This window comes from Citrobacter sp. VF227 (assembly GCF_052950715.1).
In genome coordinates, this window is record NZ_JBRFVF010000001.1 from 416,707 (window position 1) to 432,636 (window position 15,930).

Here is a 15,930-nt window from a genome sequence, read left to right on the forward strand (position 1 = left end):
TAGCCAGTGCGGGCAACGTTATTCGAAGCAGGAGTTATGTCATGAGTAAACTGTTAGATCGCTTTCGCTACTTTAAACAAAAGGGTGAGACATTTGCCGAGGGGCACGGGCAAGTGATGCACACCAACCGGGACTGGGAAGACAGCTATCGTCAGCGCTGGCAGTTCGATAAAATTGTGCGTTCTACCCACGGCGTTAACTGTACCGGCTCATGCAGCTGGAAAATCTACGTCAAAAACGGGCTGGTAACCTGGGAAACTCAGCAAACCGACTATCCTCGTACCCGACCTGACCTGCCAAATCATGAGCCCCGTGGCTGCCCACGCGGCGCAAGTTATTCCTGGTATCTGTACAGCGCCAACCGCCTGAAATATCCGCTGGTGCGTAAACGTCTAATCGAATTGTGGCGCGACGCCCTGTCCCGCCAGCCCGATCCGGTGCTGGCCTGGGAATCCATTATGAACGACCCGCAAAAATGCCTGAGTTACAAGCAGGTGCGCGGGCGCGGCGGGTTTATCCGTTCCAACTGGAAAGAGCTTAATCAGTTGATTGCCGCCGCCAACGTCTGGACGGTAAAAACCTACGGTCCGGATCGCGTGGCCGGATTCTCCCCCATCCCCGCAATGTCAATGGTCTCTTATGCCGCAGGTACACGCTATCTCTCGCTACTGGGCGGAACTTGTCTGAGCTTCTATGACTGGTACTGCGACTTACCGCCTGCATCACCAATGACCTGGGGCGAGCAGACCGATGTACCGGAATCTGCCGACTGGTATAACTCCAGTTATATCATTGCCTGGGGTTCTAACGTGCCACAGACCCGAACCCCGGACGCGCACTTTTTTACTGAAGTACGTTACAAAGGTACCAAGACGATTGCCATTACGCCGGATTACTCGGAGGTCGCCAAACTCTGCGACCAGTGGCTGGCACCCAAACAAGGGACGGACAGCGCGCTGGCGATGGCAATGGGCCACGTCATCCTGAAAGAGTTCCACCTCGACAATCCCAGCGATTACTTCCTCAATTACTGTCGCCGCTATACCGACATGCCGATGCTGGTGCTGCTGGATGCCCGCGAAGATGGCACCTACGTGCCTGGACGCATGATGCGCGCCTCAGACCTTGTCGATGGTCTGGGCGAAAACAACAATCCAGAGTGGAAAACGGTGGCTTTCAACCGCGAAGGCGAACTGGTTGTCCCGAACGGATCCATCGGTTTTCGCTGGGGCGAGAAAGGCAAATGGAATCTCGAATCGCTGGCGGCAGGGACTGAAACAGAGCTTTCCCTCTCGCTGCTTGGTCAGCATGATGACGTAACCGGCGTGGCGTTCCCCTATTTCGGCGGCAACGAAAACCCACATTTTCGCAGCGTGAAACAGGAGCCGGTGCTGATTCGCCAACTGCCGGTAAAACATCTTACCCTCGCCGATGGCAGCCGTTGCCCGGTGGTGAGCGTCTATGATCTGGTACTGGCGAATTACGGCCTCGACCGTGGTCTGGATGATGTTCATAGCGCGCAAGATTACAGCGAAGTGAAAGCCTACACCCCTGCCTGGGGCGAGCAAATTACCGGCGTGCCACGCCGTCATATCGAGCAAATCGCCCGCGAGTTTGCTGATACCGCGCACAAAACACATGGCCGCTCGATGATCATCCTCGGGGCGGGCGTTAACCACTGGTATCACATGGACATGAACTATCGTGGGATGATTAACATCCTCGTGTTCTGTGGTTGCGTGGGGCAAAGCGGCGGCGGCTGGGCACACTATGTGGGTCAGGAGAAGCTGCGGCCGCAAACCGGTTGGTTACCGCTGGCCTTTGCGCTGGACTGGAACCGTCCTCCGCGTCAGATGAACAGCACTTCGTTTTTCTACAACCACTCCAGTCAGTGGCGCTATGAAAAACTCACCGCTCAGGAACTCCTCTCTCCGCTGGCCGATGCATCGAAGTTTAGTGGGCATTTAATTGATTTTAACGTGCGCGCAGAAAGGATGGGCTGGCTGCCGTCCGCCCCGCAGCTAAACCTCAACCCACTGACCGTTAAGGCAAAGGCAGATCAAGCGGGAATGTCTCCGGTGGAATATACCGCGCAGGCGCTGAAATCGGGTGATATTCGTTTTGCCTGCGAACAGCCGGATAGCGGCAAGAACCATCCACGCAACCTCTTCGTCTGGCGCTCTAACCTGCTCGGCTCTTCCGGTAAAGGGCATGAATACATGCTCAAATATCTGCTGGGTACCGAAAGCGGGATCCAGGGAGAGGCGCTCGGTTCAAGCGACGGTATTAAACCTGAAGAAGTTGAATGGCAGTCCGCAGCGATTGAGGGCAAGCTCGATCTGCTGGTAACGCTCGATTTCCGTATGTCGAGTACCTGCCTGTTCTCCGATATCGTTTTACCAACCGCCACCTGGTATGAAAAAGACGATATGAACACCTCGGATATGCATCCGTTTATTCATCCCTTGTCAGCGGCAGTCGACCCGGCGTGGGAATCGAAGAGCGACTGGGAAATTTATAAAGGCATCGCCAAAATCTTCTCCGAGGTTTGTGTCGGGCACCTTGGGCAAGAAACGGATGTTGTATTGCAACCACTGCAACACGACTCCCCGGCAGAACTGGCGCAGCCGTTTGACATTCTGGACTGGCGTAAAGGCGAATGCGATCTCCTGCCGGGGAAAACAGCGCCCAATATTGCCGTTGTGGAGCGTGACTACCCCGCCACCTACGAACGTTTTACTTCGCTCGGCCCACTCATGGATAAGCTCGGCAACGGCGGGAAAGGCATTGCGTGGAATACTCAGACGGAGGTCGATTTCCTCGGCAAGCTGAACTACACCAAACGCGAAGGCCCGGCAAAAGGCCGACCGTTGATTGACACCGCACTGGATGCTTCTGAAGTAATCCTCGCCCTGGCACCGGAAACCAACGGTCAGGTGGCGGTAAAAGCCTGGGAAGCGCTGGGCGCGATGACTGGTCGCGACCATACGCATCTGGCCTTGAACAAAGAAGACGAGAAAATTCGTTTTCGCGATATCCAGGCCCAGCCGCGCAAAATTATCTCCAGTCCTACCTGGTCCGGTCTGGAAAGCGAACATGTCTCCTATAACGCAGGCTATACCAACGTCCACGAACTGATCCCATGGCGTACCCTGTCCGGTCGTCAGCAGTTGTATCAGGATCATGCGTGGATGCGAGCGTTTGGTGAAAGTCTGGTGGCATATCGTCCGCCTATCGATACCCGCAGCGTCAGCGAAATGCGCGAAGTTCCGCCTAACGGCTTCCCGGAAAAAGCGCTCAACTTCCTGACGCCGCATCAGAAATGGGGGATCCACTCCACCTACAGCGAAAACCTGCTGATGCTGACGCTTTCTCGCGGCGGCCCCATTGTCTGGATCAGCGAGACCGATGCCAAAGAGCTGGGCATTGAGGATAACGACTGGATTGAAGCCTTCAACGCCAACGGTGCGCTCACTGCGCGTGCAGTGGTGAGTCAACGCGTGCCGCCGGGAATGACCATGATGTATCACGCTCAGGAGCGAATCATGAATATCCCAGGCTCGGAAGTCACCGGGATGCGTGGCGGGATCCATAACTCGGTCACCCGCGTCTGCCCGAAACCCACGCACATGATCGGCGGCTATGCGCAACTGGCATACAGCTTCAATTATTACGGGACGGTCGGCTCTAACCGCGATGAGTTCATCATGATTAGAAAAATGAAAAACATTAACTGGCTGGATGATGAAGGTCGCGATCAGGTACAGGAGGCGAAAAAATGAAAATACGCTCACAGGTAGGCATGGTCCTTAATCTGGATAAGTGCATCGGCTGCCACACCTGCTCCGTCACCTGTAAAAACGTCTGGACCGGGCGTGAAGGGATGGAATATGCATGGTTTAACAACGTCGAGACCAAGCCGGGCATTGGTTATCCGAAAAACTGGGAAGATCAGGAAGAGTGGCAAGGCGGCTGGGTTCGTGATGTCAACGGCAAGATCAGACCGCGTCTGGGCGGCAAGATGGGCGTGATCACCAAAATTTTCGCCAACCCGGTGATCCCGCAAATCGATGATTATTACGAACCGTTTACCTACGATTATCAGCATCTGCATAGCGCGCCGGAGAGCAAGAATCAGCCCACCGCGCGTCCGCGTTCACTGATTGATGGCAAGCGGATGGACAAGATTATCTGGGGTCCCAACTGGGAAGAGCTGCTCGGCGGTGAGTTTTCAAAACGAGCCCGTGACCGTAACTTTGAGAAGATGCAAAAGGAGATGTACGGGCAGTTCGAAAACACCTTCATGATGTATTTACCGCGCCTGTGCGAACACTGTCTGAACCCAAGCTGTGTCGCCACCTGCCCGAGCGGTGCCATCTATAAGCGTGAAGAAGACGGCATCGTGCTGATCGACCAGGACAAATGTCGAGGTTGGCGTTTGTGCATTAGCGGTTGCCCGTATAAAAAAATCTACTTTAACTGGAAGAGTGGCAAATCAGAGAAGTGCATTTTCTGTTATCCACGTATTGAGTCCGGTCAGCCAACGGTGTGTTCAGAAACCTGCGTCGGGCGTATCCGTTATCTCGGCGTATTGCTGTACGACGCCGATCGCATCGAGGAAGTTGCGAGCACCGAGCATGAAACCGATCTCTACGAGCGTCAGTGCGATGTGTTCCTCAATCCGAACGATCCGGCGGTGATTGAAGAAGCGCTGAAACAGGGGATTCCACACAACGTTATCGAAGCGGCCCAACGTTCACCGGTCTATAAAATGGCGATGGACTGGAAGCTGGCGCTGCCTCTGCATCCCGAATACCGCACTTTGCCGATGGTCTGGTATGTTCCGCCGTTGTCACCGATTCAGTCAATTGCCGACGCCGGTGGCCTGCCGCACAACGGCAACATTTTGCCTGCGGTTGAGTCACTGCGAATTCCGGTTCAATACCTCGCCAACATGCTTAGCGCGGGCGATACCGGCCCGGTACTGCGCGCGCTAAAACGGATGATGGCGATGCGCCACTATATGCGTTCGCAAACCGTCGAAGGTGTTACGGATACTCGCGCGATTGAGGAAGTGGGTCTGAGCGTTGAGCAGGTTGAGGAAATGTATCGCTATCTGGCGATTGCCAACTATGAAGACCGCTTCGTGATCCCGACCAGCCACCGCGAAATGGCGCGCGATGCCTTCCCGGAGAAAAACGGCTGCGGCTTTACCTTTGGTGACGGCTGCCATGGTTCCGACACTAAATTCAACCTGTTCAACAGTAGCCGTATTGACGCTATCGACATCACAGAAGTGCGCGATAAAGCGGAGGGGGAATAATGCAAATCCTGAAGGTTATCGGCCTGCTGATGGAGTACCCCGACGAGCTGCTATGGGAGTGTAAAGACGAGGCACTGGCGCTTGTGGCCTGCGATGCCCCAATGCTTAGCGAATTTAGCCAGGCGCTGCTCAATGCGCCGTTACTGGATAAACAAGCCGAATGGTGCGAAATCTTTGACCGGGGTCGGGCCACCTCTCTGCTGCTGTTTGAACATGTGCACGCCGAGTCTCGTGACCGTGGTCAGGCAATGGTTGATCTGTTGGCGCAGTACGAAAAGGTCGGGCTGCAGCTCGACTGTCGTGAACTGCCGGATCACCTGCCTTTATATCTTGAGTACTTAAGCGTGTTACCGGAAGCGGAGGCTAAAGAAGGGCTGCAGAACGTCGCACCGATTCTGGCGTTACTGGGTGGGCGTTTGAAGCAGCGTGATACGCCCTGGTATCAACTGTTTGATGCCCTGCTGCTGCTTGCAGGAAGCCCCCTCTCAAGTGACAGTGTCACTAAACAGGTTGGCACGGAAACTCGCGACGATACCCGACAGGCGCTGGATGCAGTCTGGGAAGAGGAACAGGTGAAGTTTATTGAGGATAACGCCACCGCCTGTGACAGTTCACCGTTACAAAATTATCAACGACGCTTTAGCCAGGACGTGGCACCTCAGTATGTCGACGTCAGCGCGGGAGGCCCGAAATGATACAGTACCTGAACGTCTTTTTTTACGATATCTATCCGTACCTGTGCGGTACGGTGTTTATCCTCGGCAGTTGGCTACGCTACGACTACGGGCAATACACATGGCGCGCCTCTTCCAGCCAGATGCTGGACAAACGCGGTATGGTGTTGTGGTCAAACTTATTCCATATCGGTATTCTGGGGATATTCTTCGGTCACCTGTTTGGCATGTTAACGCCGCACTGGATGTATGCCTGGTTCCTGCCGATTGCGGTAAAGCAGCAGATGGCGATGATTGCCGGCGGATTTTGTGGCGTGCTGACGCTGGTTGGCGGCGCTGGCTTGCTGGTGCGCCGGCTGACTAATCCGCGCATTCGTGCAACCTCCTCCACCGCCGATATTCTGATCCTCTGCGTTCTGCTGATTCAATGTATTCTCGGTTTAACCACTATCCCGTTCTCAGCGCAGCATCCTGACGGCAGTGAAATGCTGAAACTGGTCGGTTGGGCGCAGTCGGTGGTGACCTTCCAGGGCGGTGCGTCTGCGCATCTGGATGGCGTGGCGTGGATTTTCCGTGTGCATCTGGTTCTGGGAATGACCATTTTCCTGCTGTTCCCGTTCACCCGACTGGTCCACGTATGGAGTGCGCCGTTTGAGTACTTTACCCGCCGTTATCAGATAGTGCGTTCACGCCGCTAATTTTCTCTGATGCCCGGTATAGCTTGCGCTTACCGGGCCTGGATCGCTATCCCGCTTTTTGTACGTTATGATGCTTCTCCATCCCAGGGAGAACGCTAATGAAACCACAGGTTTATCACGTCGATGCCTTTACCTCGATACCCTTTCGTGGCAATTCAGCGGGAGTGGTGTTGCATGCTGACGGACTGAGCGAAGCGCAGATGCAGCTCATTGCTCGCGAGCTACGTCATTCGGAAACCGCATTCCTGCTGACCAGTGACGACAGCGATGTTCACATCCGTTATTTCACGCCGACGGTCGAAGTTCCTATCTGTGGGCACGCTACCGTCGCAGCACATTATGTGCGCGCCAATGTGCTGGGTTTGGGCAACAGCACCGTCTGGCAAACCTCGCTCGCCGGTCGTCATCGGGTCGATATTGAAGCAAGTGACAATGACTATCGCATCAGCCTTGAACAAGGCGTACCTGGATTCGAAGCTCCGCTGGAAGGTGCTGTACGTGCCGCGATAATCGATGCACTGCACCTGAGCGAAGACGATATGCTGCCCGGATTACCCATTCAGGTAGCCACCACCGGACACTCTAAAGTGATGATTGCGCTGAAGCCTGAGGTGGACCTCGACGCCCTTTCCCCGGATTTGCCTGCCCTGACCGCTATCAGCCAGCAAATTGGCTGTAACGGGTTCTTCCCTTTTCAAATTCGCAAGGACGAAAACGCCACCGATGGCCGCATGTTCTCGCCTGCTATTGGTATTGTGGAAGATCCGGTCACCGGCAATGCCAACGGTCCAATGGGGGCGTGGCTGGTTCACCATGGCGTGATGGCGCATGACGGGAAAACGCTACGTGTTCAGGGGCATCAGGGCCGCGCGCTCGGGCGCGACGGTATTGTTGATGTGACGGTGGCTATCCGTGATAACCTGCCGGAAAAAGTGACTATTACCGGTTCGGCAGTGATCCTGTTTCATGCCGAATGGGCGATCGATTTTTGATTGAATCTGTAAGCCGGATGAAGCGATGACGCCGCATCCGGCATTATTCCCATCCTCTATTTCCCCGCCTCAGGATGTGTATCAAACGCCGCCATGACGGTCGCCAGCTCATCCAGGGTAAACCCATGCTTCACATCATCCACACCCAGTCCAAACCGTTCCTGCAGCAAGGCATACAGACTGGCGACATCGGGTAAATTTATCTGTTCTACCGCACGACCATCCTGATAATGGGTAAAATGAAAATTGGTCAACGTCAGCTTGCCGCCGTCCGGAAGATGGCGACACATCAGCAGATGATGACGAAAATGTGATTGTGGCCAGTGCGCGGACCAAAAGTTACCGATCAGATAATCGCTGTGATGTTGCACCACCAGATCGAAGCGGTACATTGACTGCCAGTGATCGTGATGGCGGAACTGCAGAAGCCAGTCATCACCCTCCTGAACCAGGCGATATTCACCGTGCGGCGTTTGCTGCTCAATGTCGGCCTGCAGACGAATCGGCGCCGTCAGCGTTTGTCCGCCGAAGCCAACGTCGGCGATCCACTGCTCTCCCTGTAATTCAACCAGCAACAGACGATGCGTGCGCGGCGGCAAGCTTGACGGATTAGCCAGAACCACTCGTCCGAGAAGGCTACGTACGTTAAAACCGATTTCGCGTAACGCGCGCTCAAACACTCCGTTCTGCTCAAAGCAATAGCCGCCGCGACGCGCGGTCACCAGTTTCTCTTCCAGCGACTGATCGTCGAGCTGCATCTCTCTTGGCAGCAATACATCCAGGTTCTCAAATGGAATTGCACCGTTGTGCAGTAAATGCAGTGCTTTTAAGGTTTCAATGTCGGCGCTGGCCGAACCTGACCAGCCAATGCGGGAAAAATAAGCGGTTAAAAAAGGCGTCATACGGCGTTCCTGTTCGATTGGTGCAGTACTTATAACGCATTTTTAATTTTACGCTGTCGAAATTGTGCGTTGTTCCTCAAGACGAGGCGACAAAATCGCTAATACCGTTAATATCTATATCTATTGTGGCGTGTTATCTCTCAGACCAGGAGCATCCATGAGCCATTTCCGTTCAATCGAATTAAAACATGCAAGTCGGCTGCTTAACCACGGCCCTACGATACTAATCACCAGCCGGGATGAGCATACCGAGCGGCGCAATGTGATGGCGGCGGCATGGTCAATGCCCGTGGAGTTTGAACCGCCGCGGATCGCAATTGTTGTCGATAAAACCGCCTGGTCGCGTGAATTGATTGAGCGTAGCGGCAAGTTCGGCATCGTTATTCCGGGCGTGGCCGCCACCAACTGGACCTGGGCGGTAGGCAGCGTTTCGGGTCGCGTAGAAGATAAATTTAACTGCTATGGTATTCCGGTGGTAAAAGGTCCGGTACTGGGATTACCGTTAATAGAAGCGAAATGTCTGGCCTGGATGGAGTGTCGTCTGCTGCCTGCAACTGCGGCACAGGAAAAATATGACACCCTGTTTGGCGAAGTGGTATCTGCTGCCGCTGATGAGCGTGTCTTCGTTGAGGGACGCTGGCAGTTTGATGATGGCCTACTCAATACCCTGCATCATCTTGGCGCCGGAACGTTTGTCACCAGCGGGAAACGCATAACAGCGGCTGAATAATACGGGCGCAATAATCGCCCGTTTACTTTCACATGCTGTAGCCGGGTTTTTTAATCAGCCTCGTCATCTGCGGCGCAATTTCGGCATCCCACACGCCCTGCCACGCCTCGGGCTCAATTTCATTCAGCGCCACGCTCACTGAACTCTCTTTGCTTTGTAAATGACGAATAATGACTTCGGTAATATCCGCCGCCAGTGCGGCCTTCTGTTCTTCGTTCAGATCGCGAGGAAAACATTTGATATCAACGTGCGGCATGACAGGTTCCTTATTGTTTTGGGATGCAGGTTACTTATGCAGACTCTCGTTCAACCAGGTGAAATCCGACATCAATAATATCGTCTTCACGCGGGATTTGTTCGATACGATCGGCCAGAAGTGAGGCGGCGCGTTGTCCATAGCAAACCAGGACGGCGATAACCTTTGTTCAGCAAATAGTCTGCCACCGCCTGTATCACTTTTTCCACGGTTTTCGGGCGCGCCAACTGCGGGTTATTTAGCGCCCTGCTCACCGTGATGGGTGACAATCCTCAGTCTTTTGATTACGCCATTCAGTACGTCGGTTCGATGGGGCTGATTGGCCTGATTTCTTATCTGTTTATCGTGGGTTCATTGGATCGTATTACGCTGACCCCTGCTGTCGAGTAATTTAACCTTATGGCGATAGTTCGCCCGCTGTTCCGGGATTTGCACTCCTGCGGAACAGCGTTTTTTTATTCAAATAATCTTATTGTTTTTCAGGACAGTTCGCAGCATCGGATGCTGGCAAACCGCATCAGCGATGGCGCTAATATTCGGCGTGTTGTCCTGAAACCAGTCATGCCCTGGCCCCCAGGTGCGCATAACAGCAATATAAACGTCCAGCAACGTGAGCTGTTCGCCGAACGCGTACGGCTCGGCGTTTAGCTGATCGTTCAGCCACATATAGAGAGATTTCCGGTACTCAATGCAGTTTTTTTTCAACTGCGCCGGAGCATCTGGCGCCCAGCGATCGGGATAGTCGGCAAAGGTAAATGTAGGATAGACATTTGCCACCAGCCAAATCAGCAGGCGCTGAAACTGCTGGCGTTCGGCGTGTCCAACGGGTGGCGCAAGTTCAGGGCAACGATCGAGGATCATCAGCGCGATCGCTGCCGTTTCCGTCATCACATTGCCATTTTCCAGCACCAGTGTGGGCACCTGACATAGCGGATTCATTTTTTTAAGTAACTCCCGCTGAGGGCCGTCACTGTCAAAACCGTCGACATTAATAAAATGATAAGGGATTTCCGCCAGTGTGAGCATAACTTCACTGATGGCCGATCCCCAGCCCGGCACCCCATAGATTTTCATCATGCTGCAACCCTCAATGTTAAAACCCTAAGTGTAGAGCAGCATTCGTGAGTCTATGCAGTCATCATTGAAGGACTGCAATCCGGTCAGCTCAAACCGCTGATTGATAAAACCTTCGCTTTTGATGACATTGTCAACGCGCATCGCTACATGGAAGCCAACGGTCAGGTGGGTAAAATCGTCGTCACCCTGTAATCCCTGTGCGGCGCAGCCTTGTGCCTCACGGTGCGCTCCTGACAGCGCTTTCTTTCTGGCGCGATATTTTCACTATGCCTATCACTTCCTGATTAAAAAATCTTGTATGCGTACACTACAAAATATAATAGGGATGTTATCCGCCCTGTAAAAAAATATACTTTTGAGTTTGTTTTATTTCAACAGTAAGATAGCAGTTAATTTAACTTAGGTCAGGGCAAACCGCCTTTCGCGTTATATGTTTGTATTAATTGTTTAACTTTTATGACAACAAATGAATAGTTTAAATGGAAATTTTTATTTTAAGTACTTTCACAAAATTGATGATTAGTAGAGAATGCAGCGTTTCTTATTAAGACTTATTTAAAACAACTTTTAATATCCCCTGGTTTCATTGCGGGGATTTTTTGTATGGATTTTACATACCATCATGGGGTCTCTATGAAAAGTAACACGCCCGTTACACAAATTGAGCACAGACTTAACGATAAAGCGACGCTGCTTTCTACGACGGATAAAGAAAGTCATATTACTTACGCCAACTCCGCATTTATTGATGCCAGCGGATTTAACGAACAGCAATTAATGGGCGAACCGCATAATATTATTCGCCACCCTGATATGCCTCCCGCGGCGTTCGCCGATATGTGGTACACGCTACAGCAGGGAGAGAGCTGGACAGGGATGGTGAAAAACCGTCGGCAGAATGGCGACCATTACTGGGTTCGCGCCAACGTTACACCGGTCTGGCACAATGAAAAGCTCACTGGCTACATTTCGGTGCGTACCGTTCCTTCGCGTGATGAAATAACTCATAGTGAAAGCTTATACCAAAAAATTAATAGTCAGCAGTTTAAAGGCTTTCGGCTTTATAAAGGCATTATCATTCGTCGCGGCATAATGGCATGGGCTTCTATGTTTAAATGGCTGAGTATTAGCCAGCGCGTCAATTATTCTTTAGGAGTAGCCGCCCTGCTCACTTTGTTATTTCAGTTCGCCCCTATCAACCCATTTATTCAGGCGGGTGGGTTGTTAATATTATTTCTTATGCTTGCTATTTACCTTAAGTATCAAATTTGTCAGCCAGTTAATACGCTACTGACGCAAATGAAAAAAGTGGTATCCGGACGAAAACCTGATAACTGTCATTTAAATCGGGTGGATGAGATCGGAATGCTGATGCGGCTGGTTAATCAGTCCGGACTTAACCTGAATTCACTGGTCGATGACGTCAGTACGCAAATCTCCGGCATTCGCGCGATCAGTCAACGGGTATCAAAAGAAGGTACGTCGCTGCATAAACGCTCAGAAGAAACCTCAGCCGACCTGCAACAGACGGCTGCGGCCATTGAAGAAATTGGCAGTGCAGTACAGCAAACCGCTGAAACGGCGGCTCATACCATGACTATGGCCGATAAAACCAGCGCCAACGCTGCAGAAGGCGGCGATATCATGAAACAAACTATCGCCATGATGCAGGCGATATCGCGTGACAACGGGCAGATCGTTGACATCATTGGCGTCATCGACAGCATCGCTTTTCAGACCAATATTCTGGCGCTCAATGCCGCAGTTGAGGCGGCGCGCGCCGGGGAATCCGGCCGTGGTTTTGCCGTCGTGGCGGCAGAAGTACGAAATCTGGCGCAGCACTCAGCGTCCGCGGCAAAAGAGATCAAGCAACTTATCGAAAAAAACGTCGCTAACGTGAATAGCGGGGTCAAAATGGTGGAGCAAACGGAAACACATCTCACCGGGATGATTGGCGATGTACTGCAGATGTCGATGATGATCAAAGACATTAGTCTGGCCACCCGCGAGCAAACCCAGGCGTTGGATCTGATTAATGATTCGATTTCACGCGTTGGCACCATGACGCACAATAACGCAGAGATGGTGGAACGTGTCACTGACGCGACTGCCGATCTGACCCAGCGTTCATCACGTTTACAGCAGGCCGTTCAGGTCTTTGGCGCATCGGCATAAACACGCCGCGCTTATCGGGTAAATGTCTCGATAAGTGCGCCTCTCCTTGTATTAACCCCCTTCTTTTTTATTGGCTGAATCTAGGCCACACCGCGCCAGCTATGGCTGTACAAAAATACTGAATTCTTGTTATCGGGGCTTTGCGGAACCGATCAATTGAATGTAGGATGCTCGGCCGGCTGTTTTCCCTCGTAACACAATGAAGGGTAACGCTGTTTTCGCCGCAGCAGGTGCGGCAAAAAGGACGTTGAATTTTTGTCAGGTCAACAGGAAACGTAATGAACACAAACAACACGCAAGCCGCAGAGCAACATGCGGCGAAACGACGCTGGTTGAATGCTCACGAAGAGGGGTATCACAAAGCGATGGGCAATCGACAGGTGCAAATGATCGCCATTGGCGGCGCAATTGGTACTGGATTGTTTTTAGGCGCAGGCGCACGCTTGCAGATGGCCGGGCCTGCTTTGGCGCTGGTCTATCTGGTGTGCGGTATTTTTTCGTTCTTTATACTGCGCGCGCTCGGTGAACTGGTTTTACACCGCCCTTCCAGCGGCAGTTTTGTTTCCTATGCTCGTGAATTTTTAGGTGAGAAAGCCGCCTATGTGGCGGGCTGGATGTACTTCATCAACTGGGCAATGACCGGCATTGTCGATATCACCGCAGTGGCGCTGTATATGCATTACTGGGGCGCATTTGGCGATGTGCCGCAGTGGGTATTCGCCCTCGGCGCACTGGCCATTGTCGGCACCATGAACATGATCGGCGTGAAGTGGTTCGCAGAGATGGAGTTTTGGTTTGCACTGGTTAAAGTACTGGCGATTGTCATTTTTCTGGTGGTGGGGACCGTATTTTTAGGTACCGGAAAGCCGCTTGATGGTAACGCCACGGGCTTTCACCTGATTACCGACAACGGCGGATTCTTCCCGCATGGCCTGCTGCCAGCGCTGGTACTTGTACAGGGTGTGGTTTTTGCGTTTGCCTCTATTGAACTGGTGGGCACTGCCGCCGGTGAATGCAAAGATCCGCAAACGATGGTGCCAAAAGCAATCAATAGCGTTATCTGGCGTATTGGTCTGTTTTATGTGGGTTCTGTCGTGCTGCTGGTTCTGTTACTACCATGGAACGCCTATCAGGCAGGACAAAGCCCGTTTGTCACCTTCTTCTCCAAACTGGGTGTGCCGTACATCGGCAGTATCATGAATATTGTGGTGCTCACTGCGGCGCTTTCCAGCCTTAACTCCGGGCTGTATTGCACCGGGCGTATTTTACGTTCCATGTCGATGGGCGGATCTGCGCCGAAGTTTATGGCGAAAATGAGCCGTCAACAGGTACCCTGGGCTGGGATCCTCGCCACGCTGGTCGTGTATGTCGTTGGCGTATTCCTGAACTATCTGGTTCCATCGCAGGTGTTTGAGATTGTGCTGAACTTCGCATCGCTGGGCATTATTGCGTCGTGGGGATTTATTATGGTCTGTCAGATGCGTCTGCGCCGGGCCATCAAAGAAGGCAAAACGGCAGATGTCAGCTTCAAACTGCCGGGCGCACCGTTTACCTCCTGGCTAACACTGCTGTTCCTGCTGAGCGTGCTGGTACTGATGGTGTTTGACTATCCGAACGGTACTTATACCATCGCATCATTACCGCTGATAGCCATCCTGCTGGTTGCGGGTTGGTTTGGTGTACGTAAGCGCGTTGCTGAAATTCACCGCACTGCGCCGTAATGACAAAAGGCCTGACAGGTTAATCCTTCAGGCCTTCTTTTTTAGTTAGTTTCAATCAACTGCGCGACGTCATTGCTGTTAATTCCCCGCGCATTCCCGTCTTTTTATCCAGCTTTGACGAGGCGTATCGTAGGGTTTGGAGAAATGACACGAGGGGTTTCCCCCTCCGGTTAATTACAGCGCAATACGAATAACATCGTCCGGCTGGGTAGCTTCCTGTTCGCGTGTAGACTTTTGCTTCACGCTGACGTACAAGGTTTTACCATCGGCGGAGAGCGCCAGGCTGTTCGGGAATGTTGGGGTATCAAACGTTTTGACGACTTTATAACTTTTCGCGTCGATCACGCTGACTTTTCCGGCCTGACGATGGGTCACGTAGGCTTCGTTACGCACCGGGTTGAACAGCACGGCCAGGGATTCCGGCGCGGCGACTTTAGCCAGTACGTTACCATTACGGGTGTCGACTACCAGCACTTCTGCCGCTTTAGAGTCGGTGACAAATGCACGGTTACCCGCCGTGTCCAGGCTCAGGTTGATGAAGAAATGCTCTTTGCCATCATCCAGCAGCTTTTTGCGACTGAGAATTTTGTTGGTGCTGGTATCGATGGTAATGAATTCACCGTCTGCATTGGCCGTATACAGGCGCTTAGCGTTGCTGTCGACCGCCAGAGCGGTGCTCATTTTGCCGGTATTTTGAATGGTGTCCTTCAGTTTAATGGCATCACCGTCCACCACCCAAATCACGCTCTCTTTACCAATACCGCTAATGTATACCGTGTTTGTGGCGTCATCTGCGGCCAGTTCACGCGGCTGCAGCGGGCGAACATCTTCAGAACGCTTACGCGCATCCAGCACCAGACGCCCTTTCACTGTGCCCGTTTTGGCATCCATCGCCGTTACCGCGCTATTTACCGTGTTGCCGAACCACAGCGTTTGCGTGGCGTTGTTAATGGTGGCACCAAACGGTTTGAGATCGTTATGAATAACCTGAGTCACTTCGAGGGTGACTGGATCAAGACGATAAACAACCCCGCCGACATCCAGTTTGCGGCTCTGCGAGGTTGCCAGCCACAGTGCGTTCTCTTGTTGGCTGTACGCCATTTCATAGGCGCCTTTACCCACGGCTTTGCGCAGCAGTTCTTCTGCAGCCTGCGTAGTAAAAGATGATGCAACGAGCAGTGAACCTAACAGTAATGAACCACGCAGACGCGGTGAAAACAGATGACGTAAAGACATGACGACTCCCTTTGAAAAATTCGTTTGTTACTGCTTCACATAGCTTCAATGCGCAAAATCATAGTTTTGCTTTGTAGTAATGAGAATAGTAATCATTATTCATCTCAAAGTGGAGCACTTATTCACATATTGACTACAATCGTTTT

The 15,930-nt window shown here is 52.5% G+C and carries 12 protein-coding genes and 3 pseudogenes; 10 read left to right on the plus strand and 5 right to left on the minus strand.

The annotated features are described in order from the left end of the window. The first annotated feature begins 41 nt into the window (after positions 1 to 41). The 5 genes from ACU8YC_RS02120 (at position 42) to ACU8YC_RS02140 (ending at position 7,687) form a co-directional block, all read left to right on the plus strand. Entirely contained in the window at positions 42 to 3,782 is a 3,741-nt protein-coding gene (locus ACU8YC_RS02120) for a nitrate reductase subunit alpha (RefSeq protein ID WP_446894969.1), read from the plus strand. Continuing rightward, entirely contained in the window at positions 3,779 to 5,323 is a 1,545-nt protein-coding gene (gene narH / locus ACU8YC_RS02125) for a nitrate reductase subunit beta (protein ID WP_286540587.1), read from the plus strand. The genes ACU8YC_RS02120 and narH overlap by 4 nt, the downstream gene beginning before the upstream one ends. After that, positions 5,323 to 6,018, plus strand: coding sequence for a nitrate reductase molybdenum cofactor assembly chaperone (narW, locus tag ACU8YC_RS02130; protein ID WP_187259641.1), 696 nt, complete (start codon positions 5,323 to 5,325; stop codon positions 6,016 to 6,018). Before narH ends, narW begins: the two co-directional genes overlap by 1 nt. Next, entirely contained in the window at positions 6,015 to 6,695 is a 681-nt protein-coding gene (gene narI, locus ACU8YC_RS02135) for a respiratory nitrate reductase subunit gamma (RefSeq protein WP_187252403.1), read from the plus strand. The genes narW and narI overlap by 4 nt, the downstream gene beginning before the upstream one ends. Before the next feature lie 98 nt (positions 6,696 to 6,793). Continuing rightward, positions 6,794 to 7,687: a PhzF family isomerase gene (locus ACU8YC_RS02140; RefSeq protein WP_423390735.1), complete on the plus strand. Its 894-nt coding sequence runs from the start codon at positions 6,794 to 6,796 to the stop codon at positions 7,685 to 7,687. Between the two features lie 56 nt (positions 7,688 to 7,743). Here ACU8YC_RS02140 and nhoA read toward each other — a convergent pair whose 3' ends face one another. After that, positions 7,744 to 8,589 carry an N-hydroxyarylamine O-acetyltransferase gene (gene nhoA, locus ACU8YC_RS02145; RefSeq protein ID WP_423390734.1) on the minus strand — a complete coding sequence of 282 codons (846 nt, stop codon included), beginning with the start codon at positions 8,587 to 8,589 and terminating at the stop codon, positions 7,744 to 7,746. Between the two features lie 157 nt (positions 8,590 to 8,746). Here nhoA and ACU8YC_RS02150 point away from each other — a divergent pair, with 157 nt between their 5' ends. Then, complete coding sequence (locus ACU8YC_RS02150) at positions 8,747 to 9,319, plus strand: flavin reductase family protein (protein WP_151219262.1); 573 nt, start codon at positions 8,747 to 8,749, stop codon at positions 9,317 to 9,319. Between the two features lie 28 nt (positions 9,320 to 9,347). Here ACU8YC_RS02150 and pptA read toward each other — a convergent pair whose 3' ends face one another. After that, positions 9,348 to 9,575 carry a tautomerase PptA gene (pptA, locus tag ACU8YC_RS02155; RefSeq protein WP_151219263.1) on the minus strand — a complete coding sequence of 76 codons (228 nt, stop codon included), beginning with the start codon at positions 9,573 to 9,575 and terminating at the stop codon, positions 9,348 to 9,350. A 34-nt stretch (positions 9,576 to 9,609) separates the two neighbouring features. After that, positions 9,610 to 9,714, minus strand: a pseudogene (locus ACU8YC_RS02160) (GntR family transcriptional regulator); the annotation flags it as partial. A 125-nt stretch (positions 9,715 to 9,839) separates the two neighbouring features. Between ACU8YC_RS02160 and ACU8YC_RS02165 the strand changes: the two are divergent. Further along, a pseudogene (locus tag ACU8YC_RS02165) lies at positions 9,840 to 9,965 on the plus strand (glucarate transporter); the annotation flags it as partial. Positions 9,966 to 10,034: 69 nt separating this feature from the next. Here the strand turns inward: ACU8YC_RS02165 and ACU8YC_RS02170 are convergent. Continuing rightward, complete coding sequence (locus ACU8YC_RS02170) at positions 10,035 to 10,652, minus strand: glutathione S-transferase family protein (RefSeq protein ID WP_370620192.1); 618 nt, start codon at positions 10,650 to 10,652, stop codon at positions 10,035 to 10,037. 60 nt (positions 10,653 to 10,712) lie between these two features. On the opposite strand from ACU8YC_RS02170, the pseudogene ACU8YC_RS02175 reads away from it, so the two are divergent. The 3 genes and pseudogenes from ACU8YC_RS02175 to ansP all read left to right on the plus strand — a co-directional run. Continuing rightward, positions 10,713 to 10,844, plus strand: a pseudogene (locus tag ACU8YC_RS02175) (zinc-binding dehydrogenase); the annotation flags it as partial. Positions 10,845 to 11,285: 441 nt separating this feature from the next. Further along, the gene (locus ACU8YC_RS02180) at positions 11,286 to 12,827 is read left to right on the plus strand and encodes a methyl-accepting chemotaxis protein (protein WP_446894970.1); all 1,542 of its coding nucleotides are present in this window, start codon (positions 11,286 to 11,288) and stop codon (positions 12,825 to 12,827) included. Positions 12,828 to 13,105: 278 nt separating this feature from the next. Next, a complete protein-coding gene (gene ansP / locus ACU8YC_RS02185; RefSeq protein ID WP_446894971.1) occupies positions 13,106 to 14,548 on the plus strand; it encodes an L-asparagine permease in 1,443 nt (480 codons plus the stop codon). 174 nt (positions 14,549 to 14,722) lie between these two features. On the opposite strand, the gene yncE is transcribed toward ansP, so the two are convergent. Further along, entirely contained in the window at positions 14,723 to 15,784 is a 1,062-nt protein-coding gene (gene yncE / locus ACU8YC_RS02190; RefSeq protein WP_446894972.1) for a 7-bladed beta-propeller protein YncE, read from the minus strand. Between the last annotated feature and the right edge of the window lie 146 nt (positions 15,785 to 15,930).